The following is a 13,521-nucleotide window of genomic DNA, read 5'->3' on the forward strand; positions in this document are numbered from 1 at the left end:
TCCCACAATCCCATCGCGCATTCCCACCCCACACGGGATAATACGGTCCTGCTTGGGGTCACAAGCTTTTCCCCCTCGTTGGTATTGGCGGCTCAGAAGGATCGAACGCAATGACAGATTGGCTCCAGAGCTATGGAGAAATGGCTGAGCGGGTTCGCCGCCATCCTTGGGAGGACACGCCGCTCGGGCCGCTTGCCCACTGGCCTGATGTATTGAAGACCACCGTGGCGCTGAGCCTCGCCTCGCATTTTCCCCAGGCCATCGTATGGGGGCCGAACCTGATCACGCTGTACAACGACGCGTTCCTGCAGATACTCGGCAGCAAGCCCGAGGCGCTGGGGCGGCCGTTCGATGAGGTGTGGCAGGAGGTCTGGAGCGATATCGGGCCGATCGTGCAGGGCGCCTTCGATGGGCAAGCGACTTATATAGAGAACTTCCCCCTGGTCATCGAGCGCGGCGGCGGTCCTGAGCAGGCTTATTTCACGTTCTGCTACAGCCCCATCCGTGACCAGTTCGGCAAGGTGGTGGGCATGCTGGATACGGTCACCGAGACCACGTCCACGGTGTTCATGACCCAGCGACTGGCGGTGCTCGATGCTATCGGCAATGCCGTGGCGAACGCCTCCGACCCGCAGAGCATCATGGCAGCCACCACGCGGATCCTGGCGGCGCACTTGAACCTGTCCAATTGTGCCTACGCGGACATGGATGAAGACGAGGACGGCTTCACCATTCGCGGCGATTGGGCCAGGCTAGGTTCGCCACATATCCTTGGGCATTATCGGCTGGCTGATTTTGGCCGACTGGCGGTCACTAACCTGCGGGCCGGCAAGCCGCTGGTGATCAACGATAACCTCAAGGAACTGGCGCCGGAGGAAGCGGCGACGTTCCAGGCCATTGGCATCGCGGCCACTATCTGCGTGCCGTTGATCAAGGGCGGGCGATTGACCGCGTTGATGGCGATCCACGATAAAACGCCGCGGGTCTGGTCATCCTACGACCTGGCGCTGCTGATGGAGGTCACCGAGCGATCCTGGGCCCACATCGAGCGCGCCCGTGCCGACGCTGCCGTGCGCGAAGGCCTGGCGGCCCTGGCCGAATTGAACGCGACGCTGGAGGAACGGGTCGAGGAGCGCACCACGCGTTTGAAACAGACCGAAGCGGCGCTGCGCCAATCGCAAAAGCTCGAAGCCATCGGCCAGCTCACCGGCGGTGTGGCCCATGACTTCAACAATCTGCTGACGATCATTCGTTCTTCGGTCGACTTCCTGCGCATGCCCAGCCTGTCCGAGGAGCGCCGGCAGCGCTACATGACGGCGGTGTCCGAAACCGTTGAGCGCGCCTCCAAGTTGACCAGCCAGTTGCTCGCGTTTGCCCGGCGCCAGCCGTTGAAGCCGCAAGTCATCGATGTGGGCAAGCAAGTGCAGAGCCTGGGGGACATGCTGCAAACCGTCACCGGGGCGCGGATCCAGGTCCACGTCGAGTTGTGCGATCGGCCCTGTTACATCCGGGCGGATCTGAGCCAGTTCGAGACGGCGCTGATCAACATGGCCCTCAATGCCCGGGATGCCATGAATGGCCAGGGCACGCTGTGGCTTCGGCTCAGTTGCGGCGGTGGCATGCCGCCGATCCGTGGTCATGCCGGGGCCGGGCAATCCTTTGCTGCCATTACCCTGGCGGACACCGGTACCGGTATTGACTCGCCAGTGCTCGAGCACATCTTCGAACCCTTTTTCACCACCAAGGAAGTGGGCAAGGGCACGGGGCTGGGCTTGTCCCAGGTGTTTGGCTTTGCCAAGCAGTCCGGTGGCAACGTCGATGTTTCGACCGTGGTGGGCGAGGGCACGGTGTTCACCTTGTACCTGCCGGAGGTGGCGCCCGAGAAAAACCATGAGCCTGTCCCGGAAGAACACCCCCATCTGCTGCCGGAAAAGGGCAAGCGTCGGGTGTTGATCGTGGAAGACAACCTGGAGGTGGGGCGTTTTGCCAACCAGATCCTCCAGGACCTGGGCTACGAAACCGCCTGGGCGACCAACGCCGAAGAAGCGCTGGAAATGGTCGGCCCGGATGCGATGGCGTTCGACGCGATATTTTCTGACGTGGTGATGCCCGGCATCAGCGGCATTGCCCTGGCCAGGGAACTGCGTCAGCGGCGCCCGGATTTGCCGGTGGTGCTGACCTCTGGTTACAGCGAAGAGTTGGCCCACAGCGGTCATGAAGGCTTTGAATTCCTGTCCAAACCCTATTCGGCCGATCAGGTTTCCCGGGTTCTAAACCGGGCGATACTGGGGGCTGAATGAGTGTTTCCTTTTTGAAACAGTGAGTTCCATTCGTCGGCCAAGGGCGTTGTTGAATCAACAGTCTGTTGATGACCGACTAGTCTCATTGTCGTGAAGGTCGATATTGTCAGGCAACCGGTTGTTGCCGGTATGGGCCTCGATGAAAGGGGAAAGGCAATGGGAGCACCGTACAGCGAGGAGAACACTGCCGCGTATCCGATCAATGAAGGGTTGCAGTGCGGCCAGTCGGCCTATCATGCGGACTTCGGTGACGAGCCGATCAAGTCCATCAGGACGAAGGTGGCCAAAGTACAGCGAGGGGAGAAGGCCAAGTTCTTGCCCAGGGTCCCGGTCAGAAAGTGACGGCGGATCATGGCCAGAGATTGTCCCGCCGGGTTGTGTAGGAGCTGTGTAGGAGCTGTCGAGTGCAACGAGGCTGCGATCTTTCCCCAGACAAATTGAGTCTCAAGCGAAAGATCAAAAGATCGCAGCCTTCGGCAGCTCCTACAGGGCGATTTCGGCTTTTGCGTAAATATTTTTCATCTTTTCTCAACTGGCATTTTCTTTCACGTTTCTTTCACAAGCAGGTACGTACTCTCAGCTCATCCGTTAGAAAGCAGTACCTGCCCGTTTCCCCAGCGGGCTTTTTTTTGCCTGTCATAAAATAAACCGCCGTTTCGTTGTCCAACCATCATGGCTGACGCTGTCTGGCGTAAACTCGCGCCCGCGCGCACCGGCCATTTCTCCCCGATGCGGCATTTTTGAGGTTTCTATCATGCGTTTGACTTTGTCCACCTTGGTACTGGGGTTGGTGGTTGCCCAGGGCGCGATGGCTGCCGGCGACGGTACCGCCGCGGTCGGCGGTGGTCTGGGCGGTGTATTGGGCAACGTGGTCGGCCAGCAAATGGGCGGCAGCACCGGCGCCGCGATTGGCGCGGGTGTCGGCGGCGCAGCCGGCAGTGCGGTGGGCGCTCGCAAGGGCAGCCGCACCGAAGCGGCCATTGGCGGTGGCTTGGGTTCGGCCGGTGGTTCGATTGTCGGTAACCGCCTGGGCGGCTCCACCGGTTCCACCATCGGCGCAGGCATTGGCGGCGCGGCGGGCGGCGCGTTGGGCAGCAACCTGTCCAATGACAACGACGGCCACTCCGGTGGCAAGAAGCACAAGCACAAGAAAAAGCATCGCTAAGCCCATGCTTGGATGAATAGCCCCGGCCTTGTGCCGTGATGCTGTTCGCTTGGAAAAAACGGTGCTTCTTTCAGAAATGGGAAGCGCCGTTTTTTTTTGCTTCTTTTGATGCCCAAAGCAAGCGCAACAGACAGCTCCAGCCGCTATGCAACCGCACCACCGCCATCGCGCGCAAGCTCGCTCCCACATTGGGCCGCAGTGAACACAGAACTCATGAACACCCAAGATCACCTGTGGGAGCAAAGCTTGCTCGCGATGAGGCCAGCAAACCCAACATCCATGTGACTGAGCCACCGCCATCGCGAGCAAGCTTTGCTCCCACAGATGTGATGGGTGTATGACCGGGAGAACCAGGTCGGCTATCAGGCCGCCTCGCGGTGGCCCACGGAGCAATGCCTGTGTTCAGGCACACCGAGCCTAGGCGAGGCACCGAGTGGTGGGGCAAAAGCGTTTTGCTTACTTTTGACTGGGCCGGCTTCCGGGCTTCTCAAAAGTGAGCCGCTGGAAGAGCGGAACCATAAGCGGCCGTTACCACAAAAACGGATATACACTCAAACCCTAACCCCCCAAAAAAACGGCAAATCAAAATCTCCGGAACGATTGCCATCCCCCCGCTTCGAACTCATACATCCATCAACAATTGCGAGGTGTACCATGACGCCGCAAACGCAAGACAAGGACGAGAACGACTCCTCGGGCACGCCTGTCGTCAATGACCCAGGCAATGAAGACCCCGGTTCCCTGATGGATGACGCCCAGGTTCCCTTGATCGAGGAGGAGATCGAGGAGGATGAAACCCCGGAATACCCGCTGCCTTCGCCCACCAACTCCCTGAGCCGCGACCAGCGTCCACCCGATGACGATGCGGGCGTCGAGCAGGTACCCAGCGACGATGAGGAGATCGAAGCGACCCCGGACATCGCCGGTGACGATGCCTCCGGCAAGCCGAGCTGATCGCAGGCCCGCCTGTCGATTCAGCGGCACCATCGTCCCGCCACGCGTGCCACCCTCCACAGAAATGGAGGCCGGCTCCAATTCCGGTGCCGCTACCAGCGACAGCGGTGGCAACTCGGGTCAATAACCGCTGCGCTCTCATCCAACCCCAATCCGCTTTGTGGCGAGGGAGCTTGCTCCCGCTCGGTTGCGCAGCGACCGTAAGATCGTGGGGCTGCTGCGCAACCCAGCGGGAGCAAGCTCCCTCGTCACGGACCCCGTCCATGGATTTCCCATTGCCGGCTCCAAGCCCCCTTCGTTATCCTGCTGAATCCTTTAAGGCGAACACGCTGCCCTGGCCGCACCTGAGCCATCCCTGGAATGTTGTGTTGATAACGGATCAGATGCGATGAATGCACCGCTGAAAGAGTTTGGCCCGATCAAGGCTGTGATTTTCGACATGGATGGGCTGTTGCTGGATACCGAGGGGATCTACACCGAGGTCACGTCCATCATCGCCGAGCGCTACGGGCGCACGTTCGATTGGAGCGTCAAGCAGAACATCATAGGGCGCGGGGCCACGGACCTGGCCAATTACGTCGTCCAGGCGCTGGAATTGCCGATCACCCCCGAAGAGTTCCTGGTCATCCGCGAGCCCTTGATGCGCGAGCGCTTTCCTCATGCCCTGGGGATGCCCGGTGCCGAGGAGCTGGTGCGGCATTTGAAAGCCCACAACGTTCCGATTGCGGTGGGCACCAGTTCGTCGAGCCCGACCTTCGCACTGAAAACCACTTTGCACCGGGACTGGTTCGCGCTGTTCGACTTCATCGTGACGGCGGATGACCCTGAAGTCGGTGCGGCGAAACCGGCGCCGGATATCTTCCTCACCGCTGCCCGGCGCCTGGGTGTCGAGCCGCGCGACTGCCTGGTGTTCGAGGATTCCCCGTTCGGCGTAACCGCCGCGAAAGCCGCCGGCATGACCGCCATTGCCATTCCGGATTCGGCCATGGCGGATGAAAAATACGCCCACGCCGACGGGATCATCCGCTCCTTGAAAATGTTCCAGCCGAGCCTTTGCGGTTTGCCGGAGTTGGAGTGGGCCTGACACTGTCGCGCTACGCAGCAAAACGCCGGTCATGGTTTAAGCCATGACCGGCGTTTTTTCATGCCTGGATCAGGCGCCGAAACCACCGTCGATGGTCAGGCTGGCACCGGTGATGTAACCGGCTTCCGGCCCTGCCAGGTAAGCGACGAAGCTGGCGATTTCATCGACGTTGCCGTAGCGCCCGACAGCCATCAGCGACAGCAGGCTGGAGGCGAAGTCGCTGTCGGCCGGGTTCATGTCGGTGTCCACCGGGCCGGGCTGCACGTTGTTGACGGTGATGCCGCGCGGGCCGAGGTCACGGGCCAGGCCCTTGGTCAGGCCCACCAGTGCGGCCTTGCTCATGGCGTAAGGCCCGCCGCCGGCGAAGGGCATGCGGTCGGCGTTGGTGCTGCCGATGTTGATGACCCGACCCCCTTCGCCCATGTGCCGTGCTGCCGCCTGGGTGGCGATGAACACGCTGCGCACGTTGACGGCCAGGGTCCGGTCGAAATCTTCGAGTTTGAATTCATCCAGCGGCCCCATCGCCAGTACGCCCGCATTGTTGACCAGGATGTCCAACCGGCCAAAAGCCTCGACGGTGGCCGCGACGGCGTTACGGATGGCCTCGGCGTCGGCGCTGTCCGCCTTGATCGCCAGGGCCTTGCCGCCTGCTGCGGTGATGCTGTTCTGCAGTTCTTCAGATTTTGCGCCAGAGCTGACGTAGGTGAAGGCCACGGCGGCGCCTTCTGCTGCCAGGCGTTTGACGATGGCGGCGCCGATGCCGCGAGAACCGCCCTGGATCAAGGCGACTTTACCGCTCAGTGCTGGGTTACTCATGATGATCTCCAAAAAGTGCCGGGGCGAGATGCCGCGGTGATGGAGCGAGTATCAAGAAGGTGCGGTGGGCTGTGTAGACCGTCATTGCTATAGTCTGTCTAAACCAAAAGTTTAGAGTGGGGCTCATGGAGACCTTCAACAGTATCGAATGCTTCGTGCGTAGCGCCGAAGTCGGCAGCTTTGCCGAGGCGGCGCGACGTTTGAGCGTGACCCCGGCCGCGGTGGGTAAAAGCGTCGCCAAGCTGGAGGCGCGAATGGGCGTACGCCTGTTTCAGCGCAGCACCCGCAGCCTGAGGTTGACCGAAGCCGGACAGTTGTTCTTGAGGGAAGTCGGCAGCAGCTTCAACACCATCCAGAACGCCGTCGCCAACCTGGCCAGCGCCGGCGGGCAACCGGCGGGGACGCTGAAGGTGAGCATGGGCACGGCGTTCGGTCGATTGTATGTCGTGCCGTTGCTGGGGGAATTTCTGCGACGTTATCCGGCGATCAACCCGGACTGGCATTTCGATAACCGCCAGGTGGACCTGATCGGCCAGGGCTTCGATGCCGCCATCGGCGGCGGTTTCGAGCTGCCCCAGGGGGTGGTGGCGCGCAAATTGACGGTGGCTCATCGCGTGCTGGTTGCCTCAACCGAGTACCTGCAAACCCATGCCGCGGTGACGGAACCGGAAGATCTGGCACAGCACCAGGGCATCCTGATTCGTTCCCCACAAACCGGGCGGGTGCGTTCCTGGCAACTGACCAGCCGCAATCGGGAGCACAGCCCGCTGACGCTCAAGACGCGCATGACCATGAGCGATTCGGAAGCCGACTGCGCGGCCGCCGCCCAAGGGCTTGGCATCGGCCTGGTGAGCATGCCGATCGCCGTTCCCTTCCTGGAAAGCGGGGCACTGCAGCGGGTGCTGCCGGACTGGTATGTCGACGATGGCAACATCTCCATCTATTACGCCGAACACAAGCTGTTGCCGGGCAAGACCCGGGCGTTTGTGGATTTCATCATCGAACAGTTTGCCGAGCAGGGGTTGGCGCGGCGGTTTAGTGCGGTTTGAGCTTGGCTTCGGACCGCGTTGGCCCCAATCGCGAGCAGGCTCGCTCCCACAGTTGATGGGTGGTGATCAGCAGTTTTGTGAACACAACCAACCCTGTGGGAGCGAGCCTGCTCGCGATTGGGGACACCTCGGTCTCAAGCCGTGAACTCACCGCCCAAACCGCCCCGGCCAGCCAATGATGGTCTTGGGCCGAGGCGTCGCGTAGGTGCGCACTTTCGACGTCGACAACCCCAGTCGCACCAGCGCTTCGGCAATGGTCACCGCCGCCGTCACGCCATCGACCACCGGCACGCCGGTGCGCTGGCGGATCTGCTCGTCGAGCCCGGCCATGCCGCCGCAACCCAGGCAAATCACTTCGGCCTTGTCCTGGCTCACTGCCAGTTCGGCCTGCTGCACGATGGCTTCAACCGCCCGTTGCGGATCCTGCTCCAGTTCCAGCACCGCCAGGCCGCTGGCCCGTACCGAGGCGCAGCGGTCGAACAGGCCGGACAGCTTGAGCCGGTCTTCGATCAGCGGCACGGTGCGGTCCAGGGTGGTGACCACCGAATAAGCGTGGCCGAGGAACATGGCGGTGCTGGCGCCGGCGTCGGTGATGTCCACCACCGGCACGTTGAGCAGTTCCTGCAGGCCTTCACGACCGTGTTCGCCATAGCCGGCCTGGATCACCGCGTCGAACGGCTGGTCGTAGGACATCACTCGGTCCATCACCGCGATAGCCGCCAGGTAGCTTTCAAAATTGCCCTCGATGGAGTCGGCACCGAAATGCGGCGTGAGCCCGACGATCTCGGTGCCCGGCGCGGCGACGGCCTGGGCCTGGCGGGCGATGGCCTGGGTGATGGATTCGGTGGTGTTGACGTTGACCACAAGAATTCGCATGAGCTGTCCTCCTTAACACATAAAAGTAAGCGGCCCGAACCTGGCGGGCCGTTTGAGCGATCAATGATTGACGTTATCCACAGCGATGGATTCGCCGCTGACGTCCTCGTAATACGGCTGGCGCTTGGCGATGATCAGGTACAGCAGCCCTGCAATCGAAGCGCCAATCAACCAGGAGAACGGTGAAACGCTGTCAAAACCAGGCACCAGCGCCAGGATGATCGCGATCAGCGCCGCCGGAATGAACGCCGCCACGGCGCGCAGGTTGACCCCGTTGCTGTAGAAATACGCACCGTTTGGGTCCTCGCTGTACAGTTGCGGCACGTTGATGCGGCCTTTTCGCAGCAGCCAGTAGTCGACCATGATCACGCCGTACAGCGGCCCGAGGAGGGCGCCGAGGCCGGACAGGAAATACACGATCACCAGCGGGCTGTTGTAGAGGTTCCACGGCAGGATCAGCACGGCAATGGCGGCGCTGATCAACCCGGCGCGGCGGAAGGTCAGGTACTTGGGCGCCAGGTTGCTGAGCACAAAGGCCGGGGCGACGAAGTTGGCCATGATGTTCACCGCCACGGTGACGATCAGGAAGGCCAGGCAGCCCAATACGAGGAAGAAGGTGTTGGGGATCGAGGCAATCACCTGGGTCGGGCTTTCAATGATTTGCCCATTGATCTGGAACTGCGCACCGCAGAGCAGAATGGTAATCCCGGCAAACACCAGGATGTTCACCGGCAGGCCCCAGAAATTGCCGACAACGATGGTTCGGCGGCACGGCGAGGAGCGGGCGAAGTCGCAGAAATTGAGAATCAAGGTGCCGTAGATCGACAGCCACAGCGCGCCACCGGCAAAGATATTGCGCCACATCTCGCCACCGGTCAGCGGTTCGCGGATCGACCAGGCAATGGTGGCGTCGGCCTGGGTGTACATCCAACCGGCCAGGGCCGCGACGGTTACCAGGATCACCGGGCCGGCAAAGCCTTCATAACGGCGCACCATCTCCATGCCGTAGGCCAGGATTACCAGTTGCACGAACCAGATTGCCACGAAACACACCCAGCCCAGGCTCGACAGGCCGAGGATCGAGTCGTGGTCGTAGTCGGCGAAGCCCGGGTGGATCGCCACCAGCAACACCCGGAACACCACCGACGCCAGGTAGGTCTGGATACCGAACCAGGCAATGGCGATGACCGCCCTGATCAAGGCCGGAATCTGCGCGCCATGGATCCCGAAGCTGATCCGGCTGATCACCGGGAACGGCACCCCGGTTTTCTGGCCCATGTAGCCGGACAGGTTCATGAAGCCATACACCAGCGCCGCGCCTATCCCCAGGGACAGCAAGATCTGCCAGCCACCCAGGCCCAGGGCATAGAGGCCGATGGCGAAGGAATAGTTGGCGATGTTGTGCACGTCGTTGGTCCACAGGGCAAAGATACTGTAGCGACCCCAGCGTCGACCTTCGGCCTTGGTCGGCGCCAGGTCCTTGTTGTGCAGCCTCGGGCTCAGGGCCAGGGACGCGGCAGTCTTGTCGTCGAGGGCCGTGGTGGTGGAGGGCAGATCCAGCGCGATGTTATTGGAGAGACTTGTACGCATTCCGGCAGGCTCCTGATTCTCGGCGCAGCGATGACTGTGCATGAGCGCGGGGCTCGACAAATCTTCGTCGCGGCGGGCGAGCATCATTGATTACGGGGCATCTGCAGCCTGTACGGGATAGGGCGCTTCAGGCTTGCGGATCTAAAGTGTGTGTATGTTTTATATAAGTTGTATACAAAGCACGTGTCGACTAAAGCCAAATCTATGCCACTTACAGATCTATCCGAAGAAGCGCTAATTTCGTTTCGTTATGATATTTGAGTAACTAGCTGAAATACCGTGATTTAAAACTGACCGTTTAAACAGGTATTTATATTTTGGCGAACGCCAGGGAGGTTAGAAGGGCAGGCGAGGCGGGAAGGTGTGTGTCACCTTTGGGGGCAGTAACGTAATAAGTGCACACAAAAATGCCACTTGTAGTGACATTTTTGTGTACAGGGTGCGGCGGACGCTTAGACGGTCTTGGATTTGGCGATGATGTTCCCGGCGTGCAGCCCGCATTCTTTCTGCGTGGCTTCTTCCCACCACCAACGGCCTTCGCGCTCGTGCTGGTTTGGCAGCACCGGGCGGGTGCAGGGCTCGCAGCCGATGCTGATGAAACCGCGTTCATGCAGGCTGTTGTAAGGCAGCTCCAGCATGCGGATGTAACCCCAGACTTCTTCGCTGGTCATCTGCGACAGAGGGTTGAACTTGTACAGGGTGCGCTCCGGGGTGGAAAACGCCGTGTCGATTTCCAACACCGCCACCTGGCTGCGGGTGCCGGGGCTCTGGTCGCGGCGCTGGCCGGTGGCCCAGGCGCGGACATCGGTCAGTTTGCGCCGCAATGGTTCGATCTTGCGGATGCCGCAGCACTCGCCGTGACCGTCCTTGTAGAAGCTGAACAAGCCTTTTTCCTTCACGAAGGGTTCAAGTTTCGTGTGGTCCGGCGAAACCAGCTCGATGTCGATCTTGTAGTGCTCGCGCACCTGGTCGATGAAACGATAGGTTTCCGGGTGCAGGCGGCCGGTGTCGAGGCTGAACACCTTGACGTTCTTGTTCAGCTTCCAGGCCATGTCCACCAGCACCACGTCTTCGGCGCCGCTGAAAGATATCCAAAGCTCGTCGCCGAATTCGGCGAAGGCCAGTTTGAGGATGTCCTGCGGGGACTTGTTGGCATAGGTCGTGGCGAGTTCCACGACGTCAAACGATGGGCTCATCAGGGCGGTTTCCTACAGGTCGGTGGCGCTGGGCGCTCTATATAGGGCTGATGGTAACAAAAGCTGTCGGGGCTGGCGCGTTCCTGTGCGTTGCGCAGGCTTCGACGAATGGCTAGAGTCGGCAAGCCTTTTGTTCGCTCAACCAATAAACATCAGAAAAAATGGGAGTGTCTTGTGGAAATTGCCTGTCTCGACCTGGAAGGTGTACTGGTCCCGGAGATCTGGATCGCCTTCGCTGAAAAAACCGGGATTGACGCCCTCAGGGCAACCACTCGGGACATTCCCGACTACGACGTGCTGATGAAGCAACGGTTGCGCATCCTTGATGAACACGGCCTCAAGCTTTCCGACATCCAGGAAGTCATCGCCACCCTCAAGCCGCTGGACGGCGCCATCGAATTTGTCGACTGGTTGCGTGAGCGCTTCCAGGTGGTGATTCTGTCCGACACGTTCTACGAATTTTCCCAGCCGTTGATGCGCCAGTTGGGCTTCCCGACGTTGCTCTGCCATCGGCTGATTACCGATGACGCTGGACGGGTGACGGGTTACCAGTTGCGTCAGAAAGATCCCAAGCGCCAGTCGGTCCTGGCGTTCAAGAGCCTGTACTACCGGGTGATTGCGGCGGGGGATTCCTACAACGACACCACGATGCTGGGCGAAGCCGACGCCGGGATTCTGTTCCATGCGCCGGAGAACGTGATCCGTGAATTCCCGCAGTTCCCGGCGGTGCACAGCTTTGCCGAGTTGAAGCAGGAATTCCTCAAGGCTTCGAACCGCAATCTCAGTTTGTAAACCCAACCCCCTGTGGGAGCGGGCTTGCTCGCGAAAGCGATGGCCCAGCCGGCAGTAATGTTGACTGACACACCCTCATCGCGGGCAAGCCTTGCTCCCACAGGTGGCACCACACCAGCCTGTGGGAGCAAGGCTTGCCCGCGATGCTTTAGAGGTTCTGCAAGGTTTCCAGCAACACCTTCACCTTGGTAATCGACTCCTGATACTCGGCCTCCCAGTCCGAGTCCGCGACAATCCCGCCGCCGCCCCAGCAGCACACCTGCCCATCCTTGACCAGCAAACTGCGGATGGCGATGGAGCTGTCCATTTCCCCGCGCACGTCCAGGTACAGCAACGAGCCGCAATACAGGCCGCGTCGGGTTGGTTCGAGTTCGTCGATGATTTGCATGGCGCGGATTTTCGGCGCGCCGGTGATCGAGCCGCCGGGAAAACTACCAGCGATCAGGTCGAGGGCGTCTTTATCCACAGCCAACTCGCCGGTCACGCTGCTGACCAGGTGATGCACGTTCGGGTAGCTTTCCAGGCTGAACAGCTCCGGCACCCGCACCGAGCCGATGCGGCAGGTGCGGCCCAGGTCGTTGCGCAACAGGTCGACAATCATCAGGTTTTCCGCCCGGTCCTTGGGGCTGGCCAGCAACTCGGCGGCGTGGGCCGCGTCTTCGCCGGGTGTTGTGCCGCGGGGCCGGGTGCCCTTGATCGGCCGGGTTTCCACCTGGCCTTCGCTGACCTTGACGAAGCGCTCGGGGGACAGGCTCAGCACCGCGCCGCCATCGGGCAAGCTCTGGAAGCCGGAAAATGGTGTTGGGCACGCCGCCCGCAGCGCTTGGTAAGCGGCCCAGGCATCGCCCTGGCAGGACGCGCGAAAGCGCTGGGCAAAGTTGACCTGGTAGCAGTCACCCGCCTGGATATACGCCTGGATACGCTCGAAGGCCTGTCGATAGGCTTCGGCGCCGAGGTCTGGCGCCATCGGTCCGTTAAGGCTGAACGGGGGAGCGGGGGCCGGGGTTGGCTGGCTGAACAGCGCGATCAGGCGCTGGCGTTCGCCTTCGCCACAATGGGGGTGGAACACCAGTTGGCTGGTGCCGGCCTGGTGATCGCTGACCAGCGCCCAGTCGTACACACCAAAACGCGCGTCGGGCAGTTGCAGGTCGTCCTTGGCGTGGGACGGCAGGGTTTCGAGGTGTCGGCCGAAGTCGTAGCTCAAGTAGCCGATCAGCCCTCCGGCAAAGGGCAATTGCACCGTGGCCGGCAGTACCGCGTCGCCCAGTTGTGTCAGTTGAATGCGCAGGCGTTGCAGGAAGTCGCTGCCGCTCTCGTCCGGCAACACCGCCAGTTGCGCCAGCGGCCAGGCGCTGAGCAGGTCGTAACGCCCGCGCTCGGCACTCGGCCGGCCACTGTCGAGCAGCACGCTGCCAGGGGCATGACGGATCGCCGCGAAATACTCGGCAGGGTTGGCGCGGTAGGGCAGCGGGTGTACGGAGCAGGTTGGCATGGGCGGGGCAGGTCAGCCGTTCAGGCGGGGGAGCGATTGTAATCCCTCTGTAGGATTTGCTCCTAGAGGGATGTCGGAGATGGGCACGTCTGTGGCTACCGAAGCTATTTCTGGCGAAGTTTTAATTGTGGCGAGGGGATTTATCCCCGCTGGGTTGCGAAGCAACCCCTGGACAATTGAATTCAATCTCTCTGATACACCGAGGTG

General features: G+C 61.2%; 12 protein-coding genes. 7 read left to right on the top strand and 5 right to left on the bottom strand.

Annotated features, from left to right (window positions below; translation table 11 throughout):
• Positions 1-110: 110 nt before the first annotated feature.
• From B0E42_RS28375 to B0E42_RS28400, 5 genes are all read left to right on the top strand, one after another.
• A complete protein-coding gene (locus B0E42_RS28375; protein WP_077508648.1) occupies positions 111-2,300 on the top strand; it encodes a response regulator in 2,190 nt (729 codons plus the stop codon).
• A 90-nt stretch (positions 2,301-2,390) separates the two neighbouring features.
• Positions 2,391-2,642 (top strand): hypothetical protein, encoded by a 252-nt coding sequence (locus B0E42_RS28380; protein ID WP_233903657.1) that lies wholly within the window; start codon positions 2,391-2,393, stop codon positions 2,640-2,642.
• A gap of 412 nt (positions 2,643-3,054) precedes the next feature.
• Positions 3,055-3,465: a glycine zipper domain-containing protein gene (locus B0E42_RS28385; RefSeq protein WP_014339430.1), complete on the top strand. Its 411-nt coding sequence runs from the start codon at positions 3,055-3,057 to the stop codon at positions 3,463-3,465.
• A 744-nt stretch (positions 3,466-4,209) separates the two neighbouring features.
• Positions 4,210-4,419, top strand: coding sequence for a hypothetical protein (locus tag B0E42_RS28395; RefSeq protein WP_033062320.1), 210 nt, complete (start codon positions 4,210-4,212; stop codon positions 4,417-4,419).
• Positions 4,420-4,807: 388 nt separating this feature from the next.
• Complete coding sequence (locus B0E42_RS28400) at positions 4,808-5,503, top strand: HAD-IA family hydrolase (protein ID WP_014339428.1); 696 nt, start codon at positions 4,808-4,810, stop codon at positions 5,501-5,503.
• Positions 5,504-5,572: 69 nt separating this feature from the next.
• On the opposite strand, the gene B0E42_RS28405 is transcribed toward B0E42_RS28400, so the two are convergent.
• Positions 5,573-6,319: a 3-oxoacyl-ACP reductase family protein gene (locus B0E42_RS28405; RefSeq protein WP_077508652.1), complete on the bottom strand. Its 747-nt coding sequence runs from the start codon at positions 6,317-6,319 to the stop codon at positions 5,573-5,575.
• 125 nt (positions 6,320-6,444) lie between these two features.
• Between B0E42_RS28405 and B0E42_RS28410 the strand changes: the two genes are divergently transcribed.
• Positions 6,445-7,368 (top strand): LysR family transcriptional regulator, encoded by a 924-nt coding sequence (locus B0E42_RS28410; protein ID WP_053180795.1) that lies wholly within the window; start codon positions 6,445-6,447, stop codon positions 7,366-7,368.
• Positions 7,369-7,515: 147 nt separating this feature from the next.
• Here B0E42_RS28410 and B0E42_RS28415 read toward each other — a convergent pair whose 3' ends face one another.
• The 3 genes from B0E42_RS28415 to B0E42_RS28425 all read right to left on the bottom strand — a co-directional run bounded on the left by B0E42_RS28415 (position 7,516) and on the right by B0E42_RS28425 (position 11,030).
• Positions 7,516-8,244: an aspartate/glutamate racemase family protein gene (locus B0E42_RS28415; protein ID WP_018600232.1), complete on the bottom strand. Its 729-nt coding sequence runs from the start codon at positions 8,242-8,244 to the stop codon at positions 7,516-7,518.
• Between the two features lie 60 nt (positions 8,245-8,304).
• Positions 8,305-9,834, bottom strand: a complete 1,530-nt coding sequence (locus B0E42_RS28420; protein ID WP_077508654.1) for an NCS1 family nucleobase:cation symporter-1 — start codon at positions 9,832-9,834, stop codon at positions 8,305-8,307.
• A gap of 452 nt (positions 9,835-10,286) precedes the next feature.
• Positions 10,287-11,030, bottom strand: a complete 744-nt coding sequence (locus B0E42_RS28425) for a phosphoadenylyl-sulfate reductase (RefSeq protein ID WP_024616589.1) — start codon at positions 11,028-11,030, stop codon at positions 10,287-10,289.
• A 174-nt stretch (positions 11,031-11,204) separates the two neighbouring features.
• On the opposite strand from B0E42_RS28425, the gene thrH reads away from it, so the two are divergent.
• On the top strand, positions 11,205-11,822 hold the full coding sequence (gene thrH / locus B0E42_RS28430; protein ID WP_018600240.1) for a bifunctional phosphoserine phosphatase/homoserine phosphotransferase ThrH: 618 nt from the start codon (positions 11,205-11,207) through the stop codon (positions 11,820-11,822).
• A gap of 148 nt (positions 11,823-11,970) precedes the next feature.
• Here the strand turns inward: thrH and pabB are convergent, their stop codons facing one another.
• Entirely contained in the window at positions 11,971-13,314 is a 1,344-nt protein-coding gene (gene pabB / locus B0E42_RS28435) for an aminodeoxychorismate synthase component I (RefSeq protein WP_018600242.1), read from the bottom strand.
• Positions 13,315-13,521 lie beyond the last annotated feature (207 nt).

The organism is Pseudomonas sp. A25(2017) (assembly GCF_002001065.1).
Classification (GTDB): domain Bacteria; phylum Pseudomonadota; class Gammaproteobacteria; order Pseudomonadales; family Pseudomonadaceae; genus Aquipseudomonas; species Aquipseudomonas kilonensis.